The organism is Pseudorhodoplanes sp. (genome assembly GCF_046289595.1).
Taxonomy (GTDB): domain Bacteria; phylum Pseudomonadota; class Alphaproteobacteria; order Rhizobiales; family Xanthobacteraceae; genus Pseudorhodoplanes.
In genome coordinates, this window is the sequence record NZ_JBKBVB010000001.1 from 87575 (window position 1) to 112556 (window position 24982).

The window sequence follows — 24982 nt, forward strand, 5'->3', positions numbered from 1 at the left end:
GCGATGCGCGAGCTTGCCGAACTCGTGGTGCGCATTGCCGAATTGGAGCGCCGGCTCGCCAATCTGATGCGCCACGGCACCGTCGAGCAGGTCGACGCCAAAAAACAGCGCCTGCGCATCCGACTTGGCGAAGGCGACGACGGGGCGCCTTTCATCGGACCCTGGGTGCCGTATGCGCAAATCGCGGGCGATCTGAAGCTACATACGCCACCGAGCAAGGGCCAGCAGATGACCATGCTGAACCCGACCGGCGACTTTCGGCAAGCGGTCGCGATCCCGCTCACCTGGAGCGATCGCAACCAGTCGCCGTCCGAAAACGAAAGCGAACATGTGCTCACCTTCGGTTCGGTACGGGTCACCCTCAAGGACAGCGAGCTCGAGTTCAAGGTCGGCGACGACGCCCGCCTTCTGATGACCGCGGATAAGATCGTGGCCGAGGTCGGCGACAAGAAACTCGGTGTCAAAACAGCTGCGGTCTATTCGGTCAAGACCACCCGTCTTGGCCTCGACGACGAAGGCGAGGCGGACAGCATCAAGCCGAAGGTGATGACCGCGGCTGGGATCGCCAAACAGACCGAGGCCAAGGTCGCATAGACATGGAGGACACAAAAGCATCGGCGATGGCGAAGATGATGACGACCAAGGCTTACGAAGCGACCGGCCTTTGTGAATGGGTGGCCGGCCGCAAAGTGCGCGCGGGCGAGATCCTGCTCCTGACGCAAGATGAGGCCGATTACGAGCTTGCGCGTGGCCTGATCCGCGAGGCAGGCGCACAAAGGCGTGCCGAGGCCGCAGCGCCGCACCGGTCGACCCGGCGGAGATAATCCATGGCGGCCAAGCCGGTCGGCGCCGGCCTCGATCGCTGGACCGGCCGCCCGATCGCCGGCTGGGGTCATGTGATCTTAAGTCTGGAAGCGATCTTCTCGACCCCATTCGGGTCGCGGGTCATGCGCCGCTGGATCGGCTCCCTGGTTCCGAACCTGCTCGGTGAGAACCTCGTCCCCGAGACGCTGCTCAATTTCTTCACCGCGCTGTTTGCCGCACTCACCTTCGAGCCACGCTTCGCCTTGACGAGAATTGCCGTACTTTCCGAGGCCGACGAATTGCGGACCGGGAGGCTTCGCCTGGAATTGCAGGGTGTCTATCGCCCGCGTGCGCATCTTGGCGACTTCACCGTCGAAGGGCCGCGGCGCGTCATTCTGTTCGCCAACGAGGACGGTCTGGTGACCGTCGAAAGTCCGCTATGACCGTGGTCGTCAACGTCAACCGCTTCATTGCGCCGACGATCAATCCGGCGCACTTGCCGTTGCCGAACGCCATCGAGGAATTGGATCAGGAAGCGATCCTCGCGGCGCGCATGGCAGATTTCCAGGTTCGCGCTGATCAGGCGGGCTTTGCCTATGACGTGGGCGGTCTCGAATTCGACCCCATCAAGATCGACCAGGAGGCGCATGCCCATCGCGAAACCCTGATGCGGGCGCGGGTGAATTCTGCGGTGCGCGCGGTGCTTCCGGCCTATGCGCAAGGCAGCGATCTCGACGCCATCTCAGCCCGGACGAACGTCCAGCGCCTTGTGATCGAACCGGCAACGCCGGACGCACCCGCGGTGATGGAGAGCGATTCGTCGCTCCTTCTTCGGTACCTAACCTCGTTTGCGGTCCCCGCGGCCGGATCGCCGGATGCTTACGTCTATCATGCGGTCAAAGCCTGGCCGCAGGCACGGGACATTGCGGTGCTGGGGCCCGGCGTGCATGGCGTGCCCGGACGCGCTGCGGTGTACTTGCTGGGGTCTGACGGGACGCCTGCCGCAGCTGAGATTTGCGATCGCGTCCGCGCGGCGCTGCATGCGCAAAATGTGAAACCGCTGACGGACATCGTCACCGTGGCGCCGGCGGACATCATCCCTTACGAGATTGCACTCAGTATCACGCTGCCGCGTGGGCCGGCCCCCGCCGTAATCGCAGCGGCGGCGCGGGAACAGGTGCGCAAGGCCTCCGAGGCGCGCTACGCCATCGGCGCGACCGTTTATGCCAACGCGATCGAGGGCGCGGCCTATATCGGCAATGTGCTGCGGGTGCGGCGCACAGCGCCCGCGGGTGACATTGTGGTCGGGCCATCACAGGCCGCGTTCTGCAGCGAGATCACGATCGCGGTCGAGGTCGAACCGTGATCCCCTATCACGACCATATTCTTCCGGCCTCGGAGACGCCGTTCAACAAGGCGCTGGCGGCGCTGTCGACACGACTTGAGGCGATTGACGCGCCGACCCGCGCGGTCTGGGACCCTTGGTCGTGCCCGCCGGCCTTCTTGGCGGTGCTGGCGCATGCCTTTTCGGTCGATCTATGGTCGGAAGACTGGAGTCTGACGCGCAAGCGCAGCATCATTGCCAATGCGGTGCGCATGCACCGCGAAAAGGGCACGCTCGCGGCGATCCACTCCTATCTGCCCTATGTGGATGCGCGCCCGCTGGCGGTGATCGCACCGCCCCAGGTCGTCTATTCCGGGCCGCATCTGACGCGCGCGCAGCGCGAAGCCTGGCTCTCTGGGTTGCCGCAGGTGCGCACCTGGCGCATGCGCGAGCGCGGCCATCGCGGGCTCGCCATGCATGCCGGCGGCTATCATTTCGCGAGCTTCTTTCGGGTTGCCTTCCCGGTGCCCTCGACCGCGATCAAGCGATTGCAACGCCGGGCGCGCTGGGTGGTCGGCGGCACCGAGACCGACACCCGTGTCAGCGATTACGGCAGCTGGTTCCGCCTCCATATCAAGGCGCAGGGCAGCGGGCGGGTCTTCGTGCGCTCCTCCTTCAATGCCCGCTTCTTTCAGCCGTCAGAGGCCTGGCGGCGGATCGTGACCATTGCACCAAAGACGCGGGACCATTGGCGGGCGCCGGTCGGACCGCATCTTGAAGCGGTCACGTCAGAGCCGGAGCGGATCAAGGTCGAGGGGCTCAGAGATGCCGGCGTGTTCTGTAGTCATTACGTGCGCGGCGGTTATTTTCGGCCAACGTCGGCGCCGCTTCGGATCTACTGGCGCTTTGCCATTGCCGATGGAAGTCGCATCGCCAGACGCCCTTCGACCCAGTTCATGGGGATCGGACGCTATGGCTTTCCGGCGCATACCGCCCATGTCCAGGTGTCGATGCCCGCAACCCGCAAAGCCTTTGCGGCCGGCGAAGGCATCCTGTTGCGACGCTCGAAATTCTGGCTGCCACATGACCCAAACCGCACCCTCAATGCACGGCGCGCGCTGATCGCAGCAAAGCGCGCCTCCGACCGCCTGATGATCCGCTACGCGCCCCGGGCGCAGATCATCGCGGGAACAATTTTTCTGGCCGGTATCGATCATTTCGTCGTCGGCCGCCCCAGCCAAAGGTAACACGCCGTGGAAAAGCAGGTCATCTTTCGTGACTATCAGGAACAGACCGCGTCCGATCATAACAATCTGCAGTCCTTCGCGCGGACCTCGTTCGAGCATATCGTCGATGATGCGGTGACAAAGAGCCATCGCTATGCCGGCTTCAACGTGACCAAGAGCGCGCAGGCCGAGATCGCGGTGGCTCCAGGCCGATTCTATCAGGCCGGAGGCGCGGTCTTCGCACGCAGTTCGAGCCTCACCCAGAGCATGGTGCCGTACCTTGCCGCGGCCTCGAAGCGCATTGTCGCGGTGTCGGTATTCGGCCAGGAAAACGATACCGATGTCACCGAGCGCGATTTCCTGGTCAATGTCGAGACCAACCAGACCGAACCGGACAGCGTGGCGCTGACCCGCGCGCGCGACGCGGTGCTCGCTTTCACGGCGGGCAGCGAAAGCCCTGACCCGCAGCCACCCGCCATTCCGGTCGCGCATGTCGCCATCGCGCATGTCCTGCTCGATCCGACGCAAGTTCTCTCGGTCACCATGCTGACCGACAATGCGGTCGCCTCGACCGAAGCTCTCGACCAGCGCACCGATATTTTGGAGGAGTTCCGCCGCCAGATCGAGCCGCGGGTCGCCTCGCTCGCCTCCGATCTTGCCGCCCTTGCCAATCAAATCCGCCAGAAAGGCGAGATGACGGAGATTGCAAGCCTCTACGTCGATATCGCTCGCATGAAAGAGCGGCTGGAACTCCCGGACGATGCCTCCGCCTATGGCGCCGACCGCTTTCTCGATGACGAGGAGAGCGACGCGCAGAACGCGCAAAGTCTTGGCTACGACGCCAGGATCGAGGAGGGCCTGCGCTTTGCCCCAGCCAATGAAAGCGCCGCAGAGATGGACGTGTTCTCCTCAAACGATCCGAACGCGCGCTTGAGCAACGGACTCCTGCTTCCGGCCTACAGCGACGTGCTCAAATTGCAGGTCGGGCCGATGCATTCCGATCTCGGCATCGCCCAATACGGCTTCCAGACCCACGATATCGTGCAACGCACGATTTCGCGGCAGCGCATCCGCTATGGCGCGCAATTCAAGGTGTCGAGCAGCAAGCAATGGTGGCTTTCCGGCGAATACGATCCGGCGACCCGGATCTTCAGCAAGGATGGCGAAAGCTTCCTGGTGCTCGACCCCGACAAGGTGCGAAAGCACAAGAAAACCCGCCTGGTCGAGATGTTCATCGACGCCTGGGACGAGAGCTATTGGGACCAACTCGTCATCGAACACCAGATCGTCGGCGCCCAGGTCGCCCAAACGTTCCTTGTCTCGAACGACATGTGGCTGACCAGGCTCGGTTTTTACCTGACCGCGAAGGGCGCCGATGAAGCCGTCCATCTGACCCTGTGCGAAACCGCTAACGGCGTCCCCGATCTGTCCAAGGCGATCCTGCACATTGCGGTCCCGCACACGGCGCTGTTCCAGAATGCCTGGAATCGGGTGCAGGTGACCCCGACGTTCCTTCGCGCCGGCGGGCGCTATGCGCTGGTGCTCACCTCGAACGCCGCGCATCGCGTCGGCATGGCCTATGGGCAAAGCTACACCGACGGCACCTTCTTTTACTCAACCGATGGCGCGTACTATTACGGCGATCTCACCAAGGACCTGATGATCGAGCTGTGGGGCGCGCGGTTCAACGCGCCGCAGGTCGCAATCGAACTCAAGCCCATCAACCTCGATGGCGGCATGCGGGCGATCGATATTCTGGCCGGCACCATCGCCCCGGAATCCACTGAACTGATCTATGAGATCAAGCCGCCAGGCGGCGATTGGGTGCCCCTTGCTCCGGGCGGCCCGCCGGCGCTGACCGGCGCGCCGCCTTTGGTGCAATTCCGCGCACGCTTCATCGGCACCCGCGATATGCAGCCCGGCCTGATGCTTGGAGGCTCCCGCCTGTCGGTGTCGCGGCCCAAGACGTCATTCCGGCATGTGTCGGCGCCGATCATGCTTGCCGCGGCATCGAACAACATCTTCGTGCGGCTTCTGCTCGAATATTTCGACGACACGCCGCACGATTGCAGCTGTCGGCTCCGCATCGGCGGTACCGACGAATTGCCGGGTGTGGTGACAGATCGGGTGGTCAGCGCAGCCGAGGGGCGGATCGAGCGCACCTTCAATTTCCAGCTCGGCGCTGCGGTTGCCGGCTTCAGCATTGTGATCGAGGGCGCGACCAACTCGCCGGCATCGATGTTCCATGCCGCCGAGCGCATCCATTGGGCGCTCTGAGGAGTAAGCCATGAGCAGGACCGTGAGGAAACAGAAGCCGCCGTTTGAGCCGGAGAAGCTTTATCGCATCCGTCTCAGCCGAACGGTGCTCTATAACGGCGTGCGGCTTCGGCCATTGGACACCCATAAGGTCAAGGGCAAGATCGCCAACGCCATTCGCGACGCTATCACGCAAGCGGAAGCCGCCGACTGACATGTCGATTCGATACGATGTTTACCGGGTCAAGCGTGGCGACAATCTTGGCGATCCGGAGTTCTGGAATGTCCGGTTCCAGGAACTCGATCTGCGTCTCCACGCGCGCGAACTCGACGGCCAGAAGATCGATACCGCGGTCGATCAGATCACCGCGGTGGCGCTGGAGCGCATCAACACGACGTTTCTCAACTTTCTCGCCGACACCACCAACCGCATGAGCGAGATCGAGGCGCAATTCGACACGATGCAGACGGAAATCGCCGCGTCCGTGCAGGCCGTTCAGGCGCTTGCCGACCAGGTCGACGATCTGGTGCAGGGCATCATCGACGAAGGAACGTTCTGACAATGCCGGCCCGGATCAAGCTTTTGCGCTCGGCGACGCCGGGCGCCGTCCCCGACGCCCTTGAGAGTGGCCAGATCGCGATCAACGAGGCCGATGGCAAGCTGTTCTGGCGGCGGACCGACGGCGCCGTCCTTGCGGCCGATCTCAATATCGAGGCGCGGATCGAGGAGGCAATCGGCGACCTTGTGAATAGCGCGCCGACCGCGCTCGACACCTTGCAGGAATTGGCGGCGGCGCTGGGGAACGACGCGAATTTCGCAAGCACCGTCACCAATGCGCTGGCCGGCAAGGTGCCGACGACGCGAACCATCTCCGCATCGGGCCTCGCCACCGGCGGCGGCAGTCTTTCCGATGACCGCACTTTCAGCGTACCCGCGGCCTCCCAAGCCGAAGCCGAGGCCGGCACCGACAATACCAAGGCGATGACGCCGCTCCGGGTCGCGCAAGCCGTCAGCGCCCTCGCACCAGAGGGCGTTCCGCCAGCGCGGCAGATCCAAACCTCGGGTCTTGCAACGGGCGGCGGCGATCTCTCGGCCGATCGTACGATTGACGTGCCCGCGGCTTCCCAGGCCGAGGCAGAAACCGGTACCGACAACGCCAAAGCGATGACGGCCTTGCGCACCGCGCAGGCGATCGCAGCGCAGGGCAGTACCAAGTTCCAACCAATTCCTTCATCGGTGTCCTATCCCGTCGGCACATTGATCCTCGCGATGAAGAGCAATTCCGGCGGCGTGAACGAGGGTGCAACCATTGCTGGGTCGAACTTGCGCCGCGTGTTGTTCGGGCTTGATAGCAGCGGCGTACTCACCATCGACACCGGCGCCGGCAACCTATCGGGAACCTGGATGAACGTATCGGGGCATCAGATCAACCAGATGACGAACAACACCAACCGCGGCGTCGGTTACTTCGTGAGGACGGCATGAGCCTCGTAATCAGTAATCTTCGCTATGCCGATCCGCAGAGCATGCTGATCGACATGGACGTCACGAAGGACGGCGAAACCTTCCCTTTCACCTATGCAGCGGACGACAGCGCGCCACTCTCGAACGAGGTCCGCGCGCTTTTGCAGGTCGGCAGCCATCCGGTCGAGGCCTATGCGGAGCCTGTGCCCGATGCCGCGTCCTTGCGCGCCTATGCAGCAGGGGCGCGCTGGCGCAAGGAAACCGCCGGCCTTGCGGTCGGCAGCTTCCATGTCGCGACCGACGACCGCTCCAAGGCCCTGATCCAGGGCGCCTATCTGCAGGCGCAGCGCGATCCGGCCTTTACCGCACAATGGAAGACGGCCTCAGGCTCCTTCGTCACCATCACTGCTGCCGCGATCGAGGCGGTTGCGCTCGCCGTGGCCGCCCACATCCAGGCCTGTTTCGCCAAGGAAGCCGAAGTGGTCCAAGCCATCGATAATCACGTCATCGACAGCTTTGCGCAGATCGACGCGGCCTTCGACGCGCTGACGTAGGTCGCGCGACCAAGAACGCCAGAACCACGGGGCCGCCAAGCGCGGCCCTTGTCTTTTCCAGCCCTCGGAGACCTTCGATGTCCTCTCCCACCTTCGGCATTTCGATCACGCGGGTCGATAACCAACCGCGGCCCGCCATCGTCAGCGACATGTCCGTGGTCGGACTTGTCGGCACCGCGCCGCAGGCCAATGCGGACACCTTTCCGGTCAACACGCCGGTCGCGATCTATAGCGACGACAAGGCAAAGCTCACCGCGCTCGGTCTGACCGGAACGCTCCCGGACGCGATCGAAGGCATCAATGCGCAGCTTGGCGAATTCCAAGTCGCGGCGATGGTGGTGATCGTGCGGGTCGAGCAAGGACCCGATATCTGGACCACCATCGCCAATGCCATCGGATCCTCCGCCCAGAAAACCGGCATCTGGGCTTTCACGCTCGCCGGGCCCGTGCTGGGCGTGATCCCGCGCCTGATCGCGGTACCGGGACTGACCTCGCAACAATATCAGGGACTTGGTTCGCTGGTGCTCGGCACCCAAGGAACGAACCTCACCGAGGCCCCGACCGTGGTGTTCTCCGGCGGGGGCAACGATCCGGGCAAGGTTTTGCCGGAGGCCCATGCCGTGCTCGGCGAAGGGGATAGTGCCGGCAAGGTGGTTTCGCTCATTGTCGATCATCCGGGTGCCCATCTCTCCGGCTTGCTCACGATGTCGTTCACGGGCGGGGGCGACGCTCCGGACAAGGAGCTTCCGACCGCAACCGCAACCATCGAAATCCTCGCCAACCCGGTCTGCGCCGCGCTGACCCCGGTCCTCGAAAAGCTGCTGGCGGTGGCCGTCTTGGATGGGCCGGCGACGACCCAGCAGGCCTATACCGATTGGCGCGAGACCATGCAGAGCCACCGTTTGATCCCGGTCGAAACCGCCGTGAAGGTCGGGGTCAATGCGATCGTCAAACCCGCCTCGCCCCGGGTGATCGGCATTGCGGTGCGCCGCGATCACGAATTCGGCGGCCGCCCGTTTCATTCCTGGGCGAACCAGCCGGTGCAGGGCATCGTCGGCCCGAACCGACCGATCGAGTTCTCGCTCACCGATGGCGCGACCGAAGGCCAGGTCCTCCTTTCGCAGAATGCCGGCATCATCGCGCGCGGCGAAATGGGCGTCGAAACTGCGATCGCATCCGGCGGTTTTGTCTATATCGGCACCGACAATTGTTCCGAAGACCCGCTCTGGCAATTCTACCACATCGTGCGCGGGCGTGATTTCATCCACCTGATGTTCCTGCGCACCCTTCGCGGTTTTCTGGGCCGTCGCAACATCGATTACGGCACGGTGCAGGACGTGCTCGATACCATGCGTTTCGCCCTGCGCGACCTCAAGGCGGACGGTGACATCATCGACTACACGGTCGGTTTTACCCGCGACCAGAATTCGCCCGAACAATTGCGGCTCGGCAAATTCACCGTGGACTTCGCCGCAGAAGAGCCGCCGGTGCTGCGCCATCTCGGCATCCGCTCGGCGCGCTACCGCGCCGCCTTGGACGTTTTGCTCGACGACCTCCTGTCGCAGATCGACCTCGCCGCCTGACGACCAATTGCCGATATAGGAGCCCGACGTGAGCACGCTCTATGTCCTCGAAGCCGCCAATCTGTTCTGCGGCGATCACGACCCGAAGAATTCCAAGCACCTCACGCTTCAAGAACTGAAGCTTCCGACCCTCGAGGCGGACTATCAGGACCACATGCCCGGCGGCTCCAAGGTCGGTATCGAAATCGAGGTCGGCATCAAGAAGCTCGAACCGACCTTCAAGCTGGTCGGCTTCGATCCGGAATTGCTGACCCAGTTCGGGCTCGGCTCCCGGATCAAGCACATCTACACGGCCTATGGCGAAGTCCGCGACCGCCGCACCGGCGCATCGATCGAACTTCGCGCCGTGATGGAGGCCCGCCTCGGCAAGATCGAAAGCGACGCCTTCAAACGCGGCGACCTGATGACGACCGATTTTGCCCTGCACGAGGTCACGCATTACGAAGTCTATTTCAACAACCAGGAAAAATGGTTCTGGGATTTCTGGTCCAACACGTTGCGCATCAACGGCGCCGATGAGGGCCAGACCACCAACACCATCCTTCGCATTCCACGCGCCGCAACCGCCGAACGATAAAGGAGCCCCTTCATGACTGCGAAGACGCAAGGTCCGCAGCCGGCATCACAGCTCGCGACCTATAAGCTCCTGTTCCCGGTCACCTACAAGGACGCTGCCGGCACCGAGATCACGGTCGCAGAATTGGCGCTCCGCCGGCCGAAAGCAAAAGATATGCGGCTTCTGGAGCGGGTGCAGACCGATGGCGGCGGCGACATCGCCGCGTCCCTCGCCCTCCTGGCCGCCATCAACGACCTGCCCGAGACGGCGATCGATGAGCTCGATGCCGAGGACGTGTTGGAGCTGTCCGGAGTTCTGCTCGGTTTTTTGCCACAGAAGCTTCGCCGCAAGGATGGCGAAGCGTCGTAGCCGAAACGGCGCACATTCTCGCAACCCCGCTCCCCGACCTTCTGGACATGGACTGGGCCGAGGTCTGCGCCTGGCACGAAGAAGCCGCGCGGATCGCCAAGGCCAATATCGGACGATAGCCCGCAATGCCTGATCTGACTTCGCGCCTGATCGTGCGCCTGATCGATGGCGTGTCCGGTCCGGCGCGGGCGGCGGCACGGTCCCTGGCCGCGTTACAGACCGCCGGCCGGGCCACCGTCGCGCTTGGCACCGCCAGGCAGATCGCCGCGAACGCCAAGTCGCTCGCCCATCATACCCATGCGATGGCGACGGCTGTATCCGCGCCAATGGCAATTATCGGCGCGATCGGCGCCAAAACCGCCTTCGAATTCGAGAAGGCCGGTAACATGCTGGAGGCGCTCGGCGAAGCGACCGCCGCGCAACGGCAAGAATTCGAGAAAATCGCCAATGTCCTGAATGCCAAATATCCGCAGAGCGCCACCGAGATTATCCGCACCGGTACCGAGCTTCTCAAAGCCGGTCTCGACTGGAAGCAGATGCTGGGCGCCATGGACTCCACGCTCGCGACCGCCATTCTGGGCGACATGAAGCCGTCGGAGGTGGCGACGATTATCGCCGCCTCACTGAATGCCTTTCAGATGCCGAGAGAAACCCTCGAACAGGCGGCGCGATCGACCACGACTGTGGCCGACCGGATTTCCTATGCCGCGGTCAAGACCACAGCGTCGCTCCGCGACATGGGCGAAATGTTCAAATACGTGGCGGGTGCGGCGGGCGCGACCGGAAGCACCATCGACGATGTGACGGCCATCGCCATGGCTTTCGCCCAGAACAAGGTCGTCGGCTCGGAAGCGGGCGTAGCGCTCCGCTCGGCAATCGTGCGCATGGTCAGGATGCCGAAGGGCGGACTAGCCGCCCTGCAGCGCGCCGGTCTCAACCTGAACGACTATATCCAGGGCAAGCAGCAGATCACCGCCGACCGGATCATCGCGGGGCTCCTGGCCGGCGGCATCGATGCAGCGCCGCTGAAATCGCAGATCGACGCGCTGGTCGAGGATCCTGCCTTGCAGAACGCTCCCCTCAAGCTTGCGGCCAAGGTTCAGGCCCTGTTGCAGGAACACATGAAATCCACCGGCTCGGCAGTGGATGCAAGCACGATCGCCGAAAACGTGCAGGACAGCATCATCGCGGCCGGTACAAAAATCGACCTCATGCGCTTCTTCACCGACCTGAAAAAGAAGATGGCCGAAGGCAAAGCCACCATGGGCGATATTTCTCAGATCTTCGAGGGCCGGCATTTCGCCCGCATGCAGGCGGTGCTTGCGGCGGACCTCGACAAGATCAAGGCCGATATCGCTGCAAACGCCGAGGGGTTCACCGCGGAACGCTACAAGATTGCCATCAAGGGCATTGTCGGCCCCGTCTATGAATTGACCGCGGCGCTCGAAGGCCTGGCGGTGGCGCTGGGTAAGGTGGTGTTTCCAAGCCTGATCGCGTTCATCAATCAGCTCACGAACGCGCTAAAAAGCCTGTCCGAGACCAGCCCCGAAACCCTGAAATGGCTGACCTATATCGGTGCGGGACTGGCCGTGCTTGCCCCGCTCGGCTTTGCGCTTGGCGGTCTTGTGGCAGGCTTTGCGGCAGCCGCGGCGGCCGTGAAGTTGCTAGTTGGCGTCTTCATTCTGCTCGGCGGATGGGCCGCGGCGATCGTGATCGGCCTCGCAGCGCTGGGCTATGCGATCTACACCAATTGGGATGCTTTCAAGCGGTGGGCCGAAAACGGCATCGACGGGCTTCGCAGGTTCAATGCCGCCCTGATCGCGTTCGAGGACGGCGTCAGGGCCAAGATTGCCGACGTTACCTCATGGCTTTCCGGCCTCGGCGCCAACATTGCCTCCACGATCCGGCAGGGCGCTGCGGATTTGTTCTCCATTGGCGCCCAGATGCTGCAGCAGCTCTGGGACGGCATGAAATCGAAGCTGTCCGACATGCTCGGATGGGCATCCGGCATCGGTGCGCGGATCAAGGGTGCGCTGACCGGTAGCGCCATCACCGGCGAGAGCGTCGGCGGCGAGACACCGACCCCGCGCGCGCTCGGTGGCAATGTCACGCGAGGCCGCGCGTATGTGGTGGGTGAGCGGCGGCGCGAGCTGTTCTTTCCCGGCGTCTCGGGCACCATCCATCCGACGACGCAACTCGGCGGAGGCGGCGTCTCGGTCTCCTTCAGCCCGGTGTTCAACATCGACGGCGCACAAGACGCGCAAGCGGTCGCGCAGGAAACCTATCGCCTGTTCGAAGCGCGCGTGCGCGAACTGTTCCGCGGCCTGCAGGCCGATGCCGGCCTGCGCTTCGCTTAGGAACCCGATCATGCTGGCGCAGCTTGGTTCGGTCCAGATGGAAGTCTGGCCGCTCAACCTGACCGAAACTTCGCTCGATAGCGAAGCGACTTTCGCCGAAAAGTCGGTGATGGGCCGCCGTCCGCCCCTGGAATTCGTAGGACCTGGCGCGGAGACCTGGACCCTCAAATGCAAACTCTTTCCAAGCAAGTTCGGCGGGCTGTCGTCGCTGCAACGCCTGCAATCGCAACTGGCGTCCGGCCTTCCGATGCCGTTCATGCGCGGCGATGGCACCGCGCTCGGCTGGTTCGTGATCGAGAAAGTCAGCGAACGCGCCAACCATCTCGACCGCCACGGCGTCGGACAGGTGATCGAGCTCGATATCACAGTGAAGCGTTCCGACCCGCCACGCGGCGGCACGATCTTCTCGATCATCAGCGGCCTGGGATAGTCCGCACATGACCGAGATCGCCCGCGAAACCTTCACGGTCAAGTCCGACGGCATGTCAGTCGACTTGATGCTCTGGCAACGGTTCCGCCGTCCAATGCCGGGACTGCTCGAGCGCATCATGGCGCTCGCCGAAAACCAGCACCTCGAGCATTGCGGCTTCTTGCTCCCATTGGGCACCGCCGTGACCATCCCGATCGAACCGCCGCCGCGTGAGCAGGAACTTCCGGTGATATCGCTGTGGGACTGACAAGTTCAAGCGACTGATATGTCCAAGAGACTGATATGGCCAAGCGCGCCTTTTACCGGATCATGGTGTCTGGGCAGGATATCTCTTCGCGCTTCAACCCGCTTCTGATCGACATTCGCATCAGCGATCGCGAAGGCACCCATTCGGACACCGCCTCGATCCGCCTCGACGACCGCGATGGCCGCATCGCGCTACCACGAACCGGCGCGCCGATCGCGATCATGCTCGGCTGGGAAGGCGCAGGCGCTGCTTCGGTTTTCGTCGGCACCGTGGATGAGGTCAAATCGAGCGGCTCGCGCGGCGGCGGCCGCGAACTCACGATCAGCGCCAAGGGCGTGGATACCGAGGGCACATCCAAGCAGCCGCAGCAAAAGCATATGGACAACAAGACGGTGATGGAGGCGCTGCAAGAGGCCGGACGCGTCGCCGGCATCACCGCCATCAAGGTCGATCCGTCCTTTGCCGGACACCGCCGAGACTGGTGGGGGTTGAACGAGGAGAGCTTTCTGCATTTCGGCGAGCGCCTGGCGCGGGAGCTCGGCGGCATCTTCAAGGTGCGCGGCACCGAGGCGATCCTGGCCGCCAAGGGCGCAGGTTCCGCAACCGGGCTCACCACGGGTAGCGTCACCGGCCGCTACGGCGACAATCTCATTTCGTGGGACGTCAGTCCGACCATGGGGCGGCCTCGTCATCGGCGCGCGCGAGCGCGCTGGTACGACCAGAGAGAGGCCAAGTGGAAGGATGTCGAGGTGGATATCCAGGATCAAGGTGCCCGGGCGACCATGGGCGACCGTTTCTCCCGAGCGGATCGCACCGAAGCGCAGGGCTCGGCCAATAATGGCGCCAAGGACGCCGAACGCGAGAAGGGCGGCGGCTCGGCTACGATCGACGGCGACGCGGCGGCAAAGCCGGGCGGAACCTTCATTCTTTCGGGCACTCGGCCCGGCATCGAAGGCGTCTATCGCATCGAAGGCGTCGAACATGCCTATTCCCGAGCGGGCTGGACCACCAAGCTCGATCTGAAGCAACCGCAAGCCGGCCGATAACGGTCTCATGCACTGTCCGCGCTGAGTATCGCGCGCACGCGCATCTGAAACGACCCCACGGAGACGCCCCGCATGGACCTTCAATGGTGGATTACCGTCATCGGCGTCCCTTTGGTGGGTGCGCTGTTCTGGCTTCGCTTCCACGACCGGGAAATCGTCGACAAGGGCCTGCGCGAGATCAAGGACGAGCTTGCAAACTACAAGCTTCTGGTTGCCACGAGTTTCGTCACGGCAACCAGCATGAAGGACCTCGAGGTTCGGATCATGAGCCACCTCGACAAGATCGAACGAAAAATCGATCGGGTGATCGACCAGCGTCACCCGCCCGCCGATTAGGCGCGAGACCTTATTCGCCGTCTCAACCTCGGCCGCCCTTTTGGGCGGCCGTTTTGATTCCGGGAGTACCCAATGAACATTTCAAAAGCTGCCTACGACCTGATCCTGAAAGAGGAGGTTTCCAGCCGCCAGACCTATGAGAAGAAGTATCGCGGCCCGACTTGGCCGGGTCACTCCTCTGGGGTCACGATCGGCATCGGCTACGACGTGGGTTACGTCACGGCGACGGAACTGCGACGTGAATGGCAGGGACGCATTCCCGAATCGATGATCGCGGCACTCATTCCATGCTGCGGGGTTACCGGGAAAGCCGCGCAGGCGCTGGTGAGCCAACTACGGCGCGTAGGGTCGATCGACATTCCCTTCGACATCGCCAAGCAGCAATTCGACGAGGTTAAACTACCGAAGTTCGAGCTTCGTACGGCCCGCTCCCTGCCCAACACCGACAAGCTGCATCCGGACTGCTTCGGCGCCCTGGTATCGCTCACCTTCAATCGCGGCACGTCCTATTCGATCCCGGCCTCCAGGGACCCGCACGGACGATACCGCGAGATGCGCGCCATCCGCGCAGCGATGGCGGCGGAGAACTTCCATCTGGTCCCGGCTTGTTTTCGAGACATGAAGCGGCTCTGGCCCGGCTCTGGTCTCGTCGCGCGGCGTGAGAACGAGGCCAGACTGTTCGAGCGTGGGCTCAAGGCGCAGGTAGCGCCGCTGCTGTATGTTCCGCCAGAACCGGAACCACAGACGCCCACCACGTGCGCAGAGGTCACACCAGAAGTCATCGCCCACGTGCAGAAGCGGCTGCGCGCACTCGGTTACTATGAAGTCGGCGAAACCGACGGCGGCGAGCACGGGCTTGCCAAGACGCAAGCGGCGATCCTGGCTTTCCGCAACGACAACGGGATGCCAACCACGCCGGACATCGATGATGAACTGCTGGTTGCGATCGCAACCGCAAAGCCGCGTCCAGTCTCTGCAAGTCGTGCGAATGCGACTGCGAAGGATCTGGCACCGAAGGTGGAAGCCGTTGAGGCCGCTGGGAAGTCGAAACTCGCCGCGATGTGGCTTGCCGCCACCTCGTTCGTAGGCGGTCTTCTCAAGGGCGTGTCCGAACACGTCGAAACCGCAAAAGGCTACGTCACGCCGGTCAGGGATTTTCTCGGCGAAATACCAACCGAGTATTACCTCGTCGGCGTCGGTCTCTTGGCGTTCTTCATCTGGCGCAGCGCTCAACGCGCCGAGCAATCGACAGTGCAGGGTTACAACGAGGGCCGCATCCTATGATCGCGATCGTGAAGGGTTTCGCTTCCATAATCCCTCTCGTGGGACGAGGGCTCGGGATGCTGTTCGGTTTTCGAACGCAAACCCTGAAGATCGTCGGCATCGTCGGCGCGCTCCTCATCAGCGGCATCGTCATCGATCGTCACGCCACCTTGAAAGAGCGTACCCGCTGGGAAGTCAAGGCTTACGAAACGAGGATCAGGGCTCTGACAATCGATCTAAACGCCGAGAAAGCGGCGCGCGCCAACGATCTGAAAACGATCGACGATCTTGAACGCCAGAAGGCGAATGCGGAAAAGGCAAATGATGCGCTCAAAGACTACATTGATACGCTTCCGAAGGGCGATCAATGCATTGCTACTCCTGGGCGCTTGCGTCAGCTGCACAAAGCACGTTGACGCGCCGGCCCCGTTGGCCCGCAGCCTGCCGGAACAGCCTGCCTTTGCTCGACCGGTCAACACGGCAGATATGCGCGCGGGTGAATCCTGCTGGGTCGCCTATGATCGAAAGCGGTCCGGTGAGCGCCAGAACGCGTCGATCGTGACACGCTACAACGCTTGGTATGCAGATGTGCGTGGTAGCTACGCGAACCAGGACAACTAAGGAACCGAACGAGAGAGATGCTGCCGCTCCTTGGAGTCATCCGGGCGCAGGGGTCACGACCATCGGCGCAACAACAAGGGCGCTCAATCAATGGGCATTTGCTCGCGGCGCGACGGGCAGTGGCATGTCTCGTCCGTGGCAAATCTGCTCTTCCGTGCGCACCGGATCATCGGATCTTAAGCGGGAAATGCAGACGCGCTTCTGTTTCCGACCCAGCGGGGTTGGAAGGCCCGATTCTGGCTGTTTTCTTTTCGGTTCGCTTTCCTCCTTTTGCTGGTGCGGTTTGGGCAGGCCTTCGACGAAGTCGACAATCGGAGTTTTGCCCTCCATTCCGCGGCTCTGATGCGACCCTCGTTGTAGTCTACGCGCTCGGCGCTATAGAATTTCTGGACAAGCAAACCATGTTTACTGTAGTGTCAATAATTAAACACAACTGACCAAGGTTGAATTATGGCCCAAGAAGCTACAGCCGGATTCCGCAACGCAAGCTGGACCATGACTGGGTTGCCAGCTGATGTCTCGATCACGGTGCATCCATTGCAAACGCAAGACGGGGCGGCGGTTAACGGATTTCTATACGCAAAGCAGTCCGCCGAGACCGTGCTCTGCATCATGCACCCACGCGAATTTCTGGCAACGCATTATCTCGTGCCGGATCTGGTCTCGGCGGGTTATGCTGTTTTCACGCAAACTGCGCGATCCGTCGGCAACGATATGCGGCTTGAGCATGAGATTGCGCTGCTGGATGTGGCAGCCGGACTGAATTTTCTGAAAGGTGCAGGCTTCAAGCGCATCATTCTGATCGGAAATTCGGGTGGTGCCAGCCTGTACGCCTTCTACAATCAGCAATCACTTAAAGAGGCAGGGAGCCGGCATGAGAAAACGCCTGGCGGCAGGCCTACCGGTCTCGTTGAAACCTCAATGCCAGTAGCCGACGGTATCGTGTTTGTCTCGCCGCATCCCGGACAGGGCCAAATTCTGCTGAAGTGTATCGACCCTTCGGTTGCTGATGAGGGCGACGCGCTTTCCGTGACCAAAGACTTAGATTTTCTCGATCCGGCCAATGGCTATCGCGACGAGCCGGAGGGATCTCGATACTCTGCGGATTTTGTAAGGCGCTTCCGGGATGCCCAGTCCGAGCGAGTTGCACGGCTCGATACGGTCGCGCGCGCAATGATTGACGAACGGCTTTCCGCTCGCAAACGAGCTAAAGCGACCGGTTCGGCCGCTGACCGCCGCAAGGGTGCTCATACGCCGGTCATGACGATTTGGCGTACTGACGCGGACTTGCGGTGCTGGGACCTGTCGATCGATCCTTCGGATCGAAAACTTGGTTCTGTTTGGGGAAAGGATCCATTCACAACCAATTATGGCGCGGTAGGGTTTTCTCGCTTTTGCACGCCGGAGGCTTGGCTTTCGACCTGGTCCGGGCATTCGTCGCGGGCCAACCTGTTCGAGACCGCTAAAGCGGTTGAGCAGCCTTGCCTGTTGATCGACTATACCGGCGACAACACGGTATTTCCGACCGATTGCGCCACAATCTTCGAGGCGGTTGGATCGTCACGAAAAATCCGCAAGAGGTTCCGCGGCGATCACCACGGCCGGGCGCTGGAGAAAGGCGAGGAGCCCGGGCGAGTCGGAGCCGCAAAAGGGATCGTTGAGTGGACGAACGAAACGTTCGGATAGACTAAGCGTGCATTTCAGCCGCGATTCCAAGAACCGGTTCGTTTGTCGGTGCTAGTCTGATGGCATCAGATGTGAACGAGGTGATCTTGCCGTCCAGTCCCGCAGTCAGACAGCCAAACCATACTGCTTCACCGAGACCGGTCGTGTCCCGTCTGATCTCTATCTCGCCGTCGAATTCCACGTAGCGATAGCCGGCAATGACGGAATGAACTCGACAACGCTCATGATTTTCGGCCGCACGGACCAGCGGTTCAAATTCGGCGACGTCGAGGACGTAGAAGCCGCTCATGATACGTTTGCCGGCTCGGCCCCCTGCTGACGTTTGCGAACGAAGTCGGCCTTCGCTCGCCACAATTGCTCGATGTTGGTCCAATGGCCGGAATCTTCGAGGATGAGCGCCGCCTCTATGGTCATTCTGGCGTCAACCGCATCAAGCTCTTCCATATCGCGTAGCGAGCGTGTGATCTCCAGTGGATAGAAATTTGGATCACGAAAATAAATCGATTCCAAAATTTCATGCTTGACGAACTGGCTTACGCGGACGCCTTTGTCTTCCAGTCGCTTCTGCCAGGCAAGCAATTCGTCCTCGGTCTCGACACGCCACGCTGTGTGATTGGCCATCGCCATATATCCCTTTGGAACTACGAGTTCCCGGGGCTGGTGAGTGCCAATATAATAAAAGAAAGCGATGCAGCTTTCGTTACCGCTGTCGAAAAAGAAGTGAATGAAGTCTGCGTGATGTTCCTTTTCCCGACCCCATCCCTTAGCGGTGATAGCATGAACAAGCGGCAGCCCGAGTACGTCGCGATAGAATTCGACGGTCTCACGCAGCTTCCAGGTAGGACGTGCTGTATGATCGACGCCGTGCAGGGAAAGGCGTCCGGAGAGTGATGGGGCGAGCGTCATCGCGAAATCCTCCATCCAAACTTGTGGGGGCAATCGACCCAACCAATATGATCCAATTCAACACAAATGTCAATTGGCTGACACGTGTGCTGAAGATTTGGTTACGTTGCCCCGCGATCAATTAGCCCCAATATATCCCTGATTTCCGAGGTCAGCGCTCGGACGTCGCTTGCCGAGCCATTCGCTGCACGAGAACGTTGCACACTGTGCATGGCCAAATCCGAAATGCGGTCGGCGATTGTTGCGGCGCTTAGCCCGCCGTCCGGCACAAACCACCACGCTGTCCAGTTGCACATGCCGATAATTGCAAAAGCTGTCACGCGGCTGTCGACCGCGCGAGCTTCGCCTGCAGCCACGGCCTCCTCGATCAGATGCATCATGCCACTCAGCACACGGCGCTTAGCCTCACGGTGCCGAGCTAAGATAGGGGCCGGTAATTCGTTCTCACTTCGGTCAATGGCGATGAAGTGCAGCCGCCGCTCGGTAACCCATAGGACAAGATCCCGAGCGGCGGCGCCAATCTTCTCGATCGGGGATAGGTCGGTTCTCTTCTCGACATTGTCCAGAATGCGCGCGGCCGAAACCGTGACGCCGGTGAGGAGTTCCTCAAGCAGCGCATCCTTGCTCGGAAAGTAATAGTAGATTGCCGGTCGACTGAGGCCCACCGCATCGGCGACGTCTTTCAGACTTGTCCCGGCGAAGCCGCGCTGAGCAAACAGTCCGACTGCTCGATCCAGGACCTCGGACGACAGGATATCCTTGCGAACCCCCGATTTCCGTCCGGCTTCCTGCAAGGACCCCCGCGAACCTCTGATCGGAACGGTCTTTGCCGAAGGCTTCTTGCGCGGCGTCGAAGGCATGTCGATCTTTCCATTAAACGGTAAGCATACGTTCGACGTTTTCCCGTTCGGCCGCAAGCTGTTCTCCGGTCCCCCGCCAGGAAGTCCGGCCTCGCTCCAACACGTAGCAGAAGTCGGCGATTCGGCTGAGGGCTCTCAGGTTCTTGTCGATCACCAGCAGGGCCAGACCTTCGGTTTTCAACCGATGCAGCGTCTGCCAGATCTGGTGGCGCACCAGGGGGGCCAGCCCCTCGGTAGCCTCGTCCAGGATCAAGAGCTTAGGATTTGTCATCAGTGCTCGGGAGATTGCGATCATTTGCTGCTCACCGCCTGAAGTCTGCCATGCCGGACGGTCTAGCATGCTGCCGAGCCGAGGAAAAAGATCGATGGCGCGTTGTAGAGTCCAGCCGCCGGTCAGCGTGCCGCGCGCAAGGACCTCAAGATTTTCGCGGATCGATAGGCTTGGAAAGAGCTGCCGACCCTCAGGGACGATGCCGATGCCGAGACGGGCGATCACGTGCGGAGGCTTACCGACCAGGGACTGCCCGCCAAAGCGTATCGTGCCGTTGCGATGGGTGAGCGCGCCCATGATTGCGCGAATTGTCGAGGTCTTGCCCATACCGTTGCGCCCACATAGCGCGACCACGTGTCCTGGCTCGATATGCAGATCGACGTCGAACAGAACGTCAACGGGGCCATATCCCCCGGCGAGTGATCGCACGGCGAGCAAGGGCTCAGACATCGTCGTTATCCCCCAGGTAGGACGACCGGACCTTAGGATTGGATCGTATCTGCTCAGGCCTATCCGAAGCGATAACCCTGCCGTGGGCGAGAACAGTGACGGTGTCGGCTAGCGCAAACACCGCATCCATATCGTGTTCGACCATGACAATGGAGGCGCCGCCCTTAAGCGCTTTCAAAAGCATGGCCATGCGGAGGGATTCGTCCCGGCCTAGTCCTGCCATGGGTTCGTCGAGCAACAGGAGGCGCGGCTTGCCCGCAAGCGCGGTTGCGATCTCAACGAGGCGGCGATCGCCGTGGGAAAGCAGCTCAGTCCGTGCGAGGTGTTTGTCAGTAAGACCAACCGCATCAAGCGCGGCGACCGCTTTCGGACCGATATCGTCCAGATTTCGTAAAGGCGTCCAGAATCCAAAAGCATGAGGCCTGCTACCGAGTGCACCGATTGCTGGATTGTCGACCGCAGCAAAACTCGGAAATATCTTCGGGACCTGAAAGGTGCGGCCGATGCCGAGGCGAGCTCGCGCCTGAACGGGCAAAGACGTAACGTCTAATCCTGCGAAAACAATGGTGCCGGAATCCGGAATAAGTTGGCCACCGATCTGATTGAGCAAAGTGGTCTTGCCAGCGCCGTTCGGCCCGATGACCGCTTGCAGCTCTCCCGGCATGATGTCGATCGAGATGTCTTCACTGACAATCAGTCCGCCGAGCCGCTTGCAGACGTTATGTATGGAAAGGAGAGGAGCAGTCACGGTGTTACCAGCCGGCGCAAAGCGATGAAGAGGCCGTCGCGGAACAGAAGCACCCGGGCAATCACGGCGATGCCGACATACATTGCCCAAAAATCGGTGTAGCGTGAGATCATCTCTATCAACGCCAGGAAGATTGCCGCACCTGCAACAGCACCATAGAGCGTCCCAGCCATACCAAGGATCACCATGACCAGCAATTCCGCCGACAGATGCCAACTGAGTACTGAGGAGGGTGCAATGTAGAGCGTGAGGTTGGCGGAAAGGACGCCCGCAAGACCGGCGATTGCACCCGAGACGGTGAAAGCTGTTAAGCGAAGCCAGTAATTCCCGATGCCCGAAGCCGCGGATCGCATAGCGTCATCACGAGCCGCCTGCAGCGCCGAGCCGAAAGCGGCGCCAGACGCGCGCCGTGCGAACAGTAGCACCGCGATTAGGATCAGCGTGCATGCCAGGAAAAACACGCGCGGATCATCGAGTGGTATGCCAGCCAGCGTGGAACGCGACGGCAGGCGGAATCCGTCAGCGCCGCCGAGTCCCGGAACCGCATTGGCGCCGTAATAAAACATCTGCGCAAATGCCAAGGTGATCATAATGAAGTAAACACCCGTCGTTCGCAGGGCGAGCGCGCCAATGATAAAGGCGGCCAGTGTCGCCACTCCGATCGCGATCGGCCAGACAAAGAAGCCTTCGGTGTAGCCGAGCAGCGCGAGTGATCCGGTTACATACGCACCGAGACCGAAAAACGCAGCGTGGCCGAGGCTAACAAGCCCGGCGTAGCCGAGGACGATATCCACCGCAACTGCCGCCAGGCCCATGATCGCGATCCGGCTCGCGAAACGCAGCAGAGTTTGATCACCAAATGCGGCGAGAGCAGCGATGAAGATGGCTATGGCGCAGACTGTGGCGATTCGTAACGAGAGTGGGGTGGTATTCACCGTGGTTTTCCAAATATCCCGAATGGACGCCAGACCAGTGTGATGGCCATTAGTAGATAGATCGACATGTTGGCGAGTGCGAAGCCGGCGGTGTTACCCAAGGCGAATGGCAAATAAGTCCGGCCAAATACTTCGACAAATGCGACGAGAAGGGCGCCCACCAGTGCGCCGATAACTGATCCGAGGCCTCCGATGATCACAACAACCAGCGATTGGATCAGTACAGAATCCCCCATACCTGAGGTTACGGCAATCAACGGAGCTGTCATGATGCCCGCTATCCCCGCAAGCAGCGCGACAAGCGCGAAAACGCCGGCGCCCAAGTAGTCGACGTTGGCCCCAAGCGCCTGAACGACGACCCGGTTGTCTGCGCTAGCTCGGATAAGGCCCCCGGTGCGGGTGCGCGCAATCAGGTACCAGATCGCAAGTCCGATTACGATTGCGACCGCTGTGATGATCAGTCGGTAAGTCGGGTACGCGATCTCGCCAAGCATGACATGGCCGGAGAGGACATCGGGCAGGGGCACATAGACCGGGTCGCGGCCCCAGATCATCATTACCAGATCATTGAAGACAAGAATTAACCCGAAGGTTGCGAGGACCTGCTCGAGGTGGTCGCGCAAGTAAAGCGGTCGAATGATCAGGCGTTCAATGACGATGGCGAGGGCTGCAAGCCCGACAAGCGCTCCCAACCACGCCGCCACCGCGCTTTTAGTCTGCGACATGAAATAGGCGTAGAAATAGGCCGCGAGCATGAAGAATGAACCATGCGCCAGATTGATCAGGCGCATGGTTCCGAAAGCAAGCGTAACCCCGACCGCCATGAGGAACAGCATCAGCCCCAATTGCAGGGCGTTGAAGGACTGTTCCGCAAGAAACGCGAACGACATGGTGGTGGCCGGATTGCTGGAGAGTCGCTTCAGTCCTTCAGCGGACAGGAGCCGTGGTGGGGGTCCTTTACATCTTTTTTGATGACCTCGACGAACCGCACGTCGACCTTGCCGTCAGGAGTTCTCTCAACGCGCTGCAGAATGATGTCCTGAATCGGGAAGTTATTATTGTTGAACTTGAAGTTGCCACGCAGCGACTTGAAATCGGCCTTCTTCAGTGCGGCGCGGAACGCCTCGGTGTTTTCGGGTCCTGATTCCCTCACGGCCGCGTCAAGCAACATTATGGCATCGTACTGGAACATTGCGAATTGTGTAGGGTTGCGGCCGTGCTTCTTGCGGAAGTCCTCCACAAAGCGTTCATTGCCAGGGGTCTTCATTTCCGGATTCCAGCTATAGGCTGTTTCTAGGCCGAGCGCCGCTTCGCCGATGGCGGGAAGCAGCATGGAATCGGCAATGGCGCCCATTGAGTAGAGCTTCACGGTCTTGTCCAAACCGGATTGCTTCCACTGCTTCATAAAGGGCACAGCGGCGGCGCCGACATAAAAGGCATAAACCGCATCAGGTTTGGCGGCCCGCACCTGCGTCAGCACCGAGGAGAAATCAAGCTGGGTCAACGGTGTGTAAATCTCGCCTAGGTTCTCTCCGTTGAAATTCTTGGCAACAGACTTGGCGTGGTCCCAGCCCGCCTGGTAATCCATGCCGAGAAACATCATACGTTTTACTCCGGCGCGATTCAAATAATCAGCCAGACCGATGCCCCATTGTTCATTGGCGAATGCCACAACGAACAGGTTCTGATCGCACTTCTCGCCTGCCAAAACCGACGGTCCGGCGTTGGCGCCGACGACAAACACGCTGTTTTTCAAGAGCGGATCAATTGCAGCCAACATCGAGTTGGATGAGACGAGCCCTGTCACAATCTGTATCTTTTCTCGCTCGACCATTCGGTTCGCAGCATCCGCCGCGTCCACTGGACTCGACTTGTCGTCGATCTCAACCAGCTTCACGGGACGGCCGCCAAGCTTGTTTCCGAGATGTTCAAGCGCAAGATCAAGACCGCGCTTCTGCTCGGCACCGAGGACGCCGAATGTTCCGCTCATCGACGACAGGAATCCGAGCCGCACTGGTTCCTGAGCGTTAGCGGAAGCCGGGCCCGACGCGCCAAAAGCCAAAGCAGCCAATACTGATAGCAGGGTTTTCATGGGGTCCTCCGTAGCAATGCGATAGTTTGTCATTGTTGTTGAATAACTGACGATAACGTCTAGAACCGCCTTTGTCGATGCCTTTGGTTGTCGCAGCCAGTAGTCGCGGTTCAGGGCGCAAGAATGGAGGGGAAATGATGGATTTTTCGGAGAAATTGATTTCCACACGACCGGTCATGGTTCGCCGCCGGGTCAAATTCGGAGAATGTGATCCGGCGGGAGTCGTCTATACGCCGAATTTTTCTGAGTTCGCTTTGTCAGCCTATCAGTGGTTTATTTCGACGCTTCTCGGGGAGCCTATGTTCGGAGCGATGAGGCGGCTCGACTTCGATTCACCGATTAAGGCTTTATCCTTCGAGTTTGTTAACATGCTGCAGGTCGAACAAGTTTTCGACATGACCTGCCTGGTTACCGATATACGCCACCGAACATTTGATGTCGAAGTGACCGGTCGCAGTATAGATGATACTCCGCATAGCCTCTTTGTAGCGCGAATAACACCGATCATGTTGTCCCGTCTCGAGCGCCGCTCTATCGAAATCCCCAAAATGCTTCGGGCCCAACTGGAGTATTATCGAGAGCAGACCAGTTAAATCT

General features: G+C 61.0%; 31 protein-coding genes. 22 read left to right on the top strand and 9 right to left on the bottom strand.

Annotated features, from left to right (window positions below; all coding sequences use genetic code 11):
• The first annotated feature begins 3 nt into the window (after nt 1–3).
• The 20 genes from ACK41X_RS00490 to ACK41X_RS00585 all read left to right on the top strand — a co-directional run bounded on the left by ACK41X_RS00490 (nt 4) and on the right by ACK41X_RS00585 (nt 16232).
• The gene (locus ACK41X_RS00490) at nt 4–594 is read left to right on the top strand and encodes a phage baseplate assembly protein V (protein WP_409717816.1); all 591 of its coding nucleotides are present in this window, start codon (nt 4–6) and stop codon (nt 592–594) included.
• A 2-nt stretch (nt 595–596) separates the two neighbouring features.
• A complete protein-coding gene (locus ACK41X_RS00495; protein ID WP_409717819.1) occupies nt 597–824 on the top strand; it encodes a hypothetical protein in 228 nt (75 codons plus the stop codon).
• A 3-nt stretch (nt 825–827) separates the two neighbouring features.
• Entirely contained in the window at nt 828–1247 is a 420-nt protein-coding gene (locus ACK41X_RS00500) for a GPW/gp25 family protein (RefSeq protein ID WP_409717822.1), read from the top strand.
• Entirely contained in the window at nt 1244–2170 is a 927-nt protein-coding gene (locus ACK41X_RS00505) for a baseplate J/gp47 family protein (protein ID WP_409717825.1), read from the top strand. The genes ACK41X_RS00500 and ACK41X_RS00505 overlap by 4 nt, the downstream gene beginning before the upstream one ends.
• A complete protein-coding gene (locus ACK41X_RS00510; protein WP_409717828.1) occupies nt 2167–3375 on the top strand; it encodes a phage tail protein I in 1209 nt (402 codons plus the stop codon). The genes ACK41X_RS00505 and ACK41X_RS00510 overlap by 4 nt, the downstream gene beginning before the upstream one ends.
• A 6-nt stretch (nt 3376–3381) precedes the next feature.
• Nucleotides 3382–5631: a hypothetical protein gene (locus tag ACK41X_RS00515; RefSeq protein ID WP_409717831.1), complete on the top strand. Its 2250-nt coding sequence runs from the start codon at nt 3382–3384 to the stop codon at nt 5629–5631.
• 10 nt (nt 5632–5641) lie between these two features.
• Nucleotides 5642–5824: a hypothetical protein gene (locus tag ACK41X_RS00520; RefSeq protein ID WP_409717834.1), complete on the top strand. Its 183-nt coding sequence runs from the start codon at nt 5642–5644 to the stop codon at nt 5822–5824.
• A 1-nt stretch (nt 5825) separates the two neighbouring features.
• Complete coding sequence (locus ACK41X_RS00525; RefSeq protein WP_409717837.1) at nt 5826–6170, top strand: hypothetical protein; 345 nt, start codon at nt 5826–5828, stop codon at nt 6168–6170.
• Nucleotides 6171–6172: 2 nt separating this feature from the next.
• Nucleotides 6173–7096, top strand: a complete 924-nt coding sequence (locus ACK41X_RS00530) for a hypothetical protein (protein ID WP_409717840.1) — start codon at nt 6173–6175, stop codon at nt 7094–7096.
• Nucleotides 7093–7629: a DUF4376 domain-containing protein gene (locus ACK41X_RS00535; protein ID WP_409717843.1), complete on the top strand. Its 537-nt coding sequence runs from the start codon at nt 7093–7095 to the stop codon at nt 7627–7629. The genes ACK41X_RS00530 and ACK41X_RS00535 overlap by 4 nt, the downstream gene beginning before the upstream one ends.
• A 77-nt stretch (nt 7630–7706) precedes the next feature.
• Complete coding sequence (locus ACK41X_RS00540) at nt 7707–9212, top strand: phage tail protein (RefSeq protein ID WP_409717845.1); 1506 nt, start codon at nt 7707–7709, stop codon at nt 9210–9212.
• Between the two features lie 28 nt (nt 9213–9240).
• The gene (locus ACK41X_RS00545) at nt 9241–9789 is read left to right on the top strand and encodes a phage major tail tube protein (RefSeq protein ID WP_409717848.1); all 549 of its coding nucleotides are present in this window, start codon (nt 9241–9243) and stop codon (nt 9787–9789) included.
• 12 nt (nt 9790–9801) lie between these two features.
• Entirely contained in the window at nt 9802–10137 is a 336-nt protein-coding gene (locus ACK41X_RS00550; RefSeq protein ID WP_409717852.1) for a phage tail assembly protein, read from the top strand.
• Between the two features lie 125 nt (nt 10138–10262).
• Nucleotides 10263–12494 carry a phage tail tape measure protein gene (locus ACK41X_RS00555; protein WP_409717854.1) on the top strand — a complete coding sequence of 744 codons (2232 nt, stop codon included), beginning with the start codon at nt 10263–10265 and terminating at the stop codon, nt 12492–12494.
• 10 nt (nt 12495–12504) lie between these two features.
• Nucleotides 12505–12924, top strand: a complete 420-nt coding sequence (locus ACK41X_RS00560; RefSeq protein ID WP_409717857.1) for a phage tail protein — start codon at nt 12505–12507, stop codon at nt 12922–12924.
• Between the two features lie 7 nt (nt 12925–12931).
• Entirely contained in the window at nt 12932–13171 is a 240-nt protein-coding gene (locus tag ACK41X_RS00565; protein ID WP_409717859.1) for a phage tail protein, read from the top strand.
• 35 nt (nt 13172–13206) lie between these two features.
• On the top strand, nt 13207–14217 hold the full coding sequence (locus tag ACK41X_RS00570; protein WP_409717862.1) for a phage late control D family protein: 1011 nt from the start codon (nt 13207–13209) through the stop codon (nt 14215–14217).
• Nucleotides 14218–14289: 72 nt separating this feature from the next.
• Nucleotides 14290–14553 carry a hypothetical protein gene (locus ACK41X_RS00575; RefSeq protein ID WP_409717865.1) on the top strand — a complete coding sequence of 88 codons (264 nt, stop codon included), beginning with the start codon at nt 14290–14292 and terminating at the stop codon, nt 14551–14553.
• Between the two features lie 72 nt (nt 14554–14625).
• A complete protein-coding gene (locus tag ACK41X_RS00580) occupies nt 14626–15837 on the top strand; it encodes a hypothetical protein (protein ID WP_409717868.1) in 1212 nt (403 codons plus the stop codon).
• Entirely contained in the window at nt 15834–16232 is a 399-nt protein-coding gene (locus tag ACK41X_RS00585; RefSeq protein WP_409717871.1) for a hypothetical protein, read from the top strand. Before ACK41X_RS00580 ends, ACK41X_RS00585 begins: the two co-directional genes overlap by 4 nt.
• 292 nt (nt 16233–16524) lie before the next feature.
• Here the strand turns inward: ACK41X_RS00585 and ACK41X_RS00590 are convergent, their stop codons facing one another.
• Nucleotides 16525–16767 carry a hypothetical protein gene (locus ACK41X_RS00590; RefSeq protein ID WP_409717874.1) on the bottom strand — a complete coding sequence of 81 codons (243 nt, stop codon included), beginning with the start codon at nt 16765–16767 and terminating at the stop codon, nt 16525–16527.
• A 165-nt stretch (nt 16768–16932) separates the two neighbouring features.
• On the opposite strand from ACK41X_RS00590, the gene ACK41X_RS00595 reads away from it, so the two are divergent.
• Nucleotides 16933–18123 carry an alpha/beta hydrolase family protein gene (locus ACK41X_RS00595; protein ID WP_409717877.1) on the top strand — a complete coding sequence of 397 codons (1191 nt, stop codon included), beginning with the start codon at nt 16933–16935 and terminating at the stop codon, nt 18121–18123.
• 1 nt (nt 18124) lies between these two features.
• On the opposite strand, the gene ACK41X_RS00600 is transcribed toward ACK41X_RS00595, so the two are convergent.
• The 8 genes from ACK41X_RS00600 to ACK41X_RS00635 form a co-directional block, all read right to left on the bottom strand.
• The gene (locus ACK41X_RS00600) at nt 18125–18412 is read right to left on the bottom strand and encodes a hypothetical protein (RefSeq protein WP_409717879.1); all 288 of its coding nucleotides are present in this window, start codon (nt 18410–18412) and stop codon (nt 18125–18127) included.
• Complete coding sequence (locus ACK41X_RS00605) at nt 18409–19029, bottom strand: VOC family protein (protein WP_409717882.1); 621 nt, start codon at nt 19027–19029, stop codon at nt 18409–18411. Before ACK41X_RS00605 ends, ACK41X_RS00600 begins: the two co-directional genes overlap by 4 nt.
• A gap of 101 nt (nt 19030–19130) precedes the next feature.
• Nucleotides 19131–19889 carry a TetR/AcrR family transcriptional regulator gene (locus tag ACK41X_RS00610; protein ID WP_409717885.1) on the bottom strand — a complete coding sequence of 253 codons (759 nt, stop codon included), beginning with the start codon at nt 19887–19889 and terminating at the stop codon, nt 19131–19133.
• 13 nt (nt 19890–19902) lie between these two features.
• Nucleotides 19903–20610 (bottom strand): ABC transporter ATP-binding protein, encoded by a 708-nt coding sequence (locus ACK41X_RS00615; RefSeq protein ID WP_409717888.1) that lies wholly within the window; start codon nt 20608–20610, stop codon nt 19903–19905.
• A complete protein-coding gene (locus ACK41X_RS00620; RefSeq protein WP_409717890.1) occupies nt 20603–21358 on the bottom strand; it encodes an ABC transporter ATP-binding protein in 756 nt (251 codons plus the stop codon). The genes ACK41X_RS00615 and ACK41X_RS00620 overlap by 8 nt, the downstream gene beginning before the upstream one ends.
• Nucleotides 21355–22293, bottom strand: a complete 939-nt coding sequence (locus tag ACK41X_RS00625) for a branched-chain amino acid ABC transporter permease (protein ID WP_409717893.1) — start codon at nt 22291–22293, stop codon at nt 21355–21357. The genes ACK41X_RS00620 and ACK41X_RS00625 overlap by 4 nt, the downstream gene beginning before the upstream one ends.
• Nucleotides 22290–23183 carry a branched-chain amino acid ABC transporter permease gene (locus tag ACK41X_RS00630; RefSeq protein WP_409717896.1) on the bottom strand — a complete coding sequence of 298 codons (894 nt, stop codon included), beginning with the start codon at nt 23181–23183 and terminating at the stop codon, nt 22290–22292. The genes ACK41X_RS00625 and ACK41X_RS00630 overlap by 4 nt, the downstream gene beginning before the upstream one ends.
• A gap of 29 nt (nt 23184–23212) precedes the next feature.
• Nucleotides 23213–24385, bottom strand: coding sequence for an ABC transporter substrate-binding protein (locus ACK41X_RS00635; protein ID WP_409717899.1), 1173 nt, complete (start codon nt 24383–24385; stop codon nt 23213–23215).
• Nucleotides 24386–24519: 134 nt separating this feature from the next.
• Between ACK41X_RS00635 and ACK41X_RS00640 the strand changes: the two genes are divergently transcribed.
• The gene (locus tag ACK41X_RS00640; RefSeq protein WP_409717902.1) at nt 24520–24978 is read left to right on the top strand and encodes an acyl-CoA thioesterase; all 459 of its coding nucleotides are present in this window, start codon (nt 24520–24522) and stop codon (nt 24976–24978) included.
• Nucleotides 24979–24982: the final 4 nt, after the last annotated feature.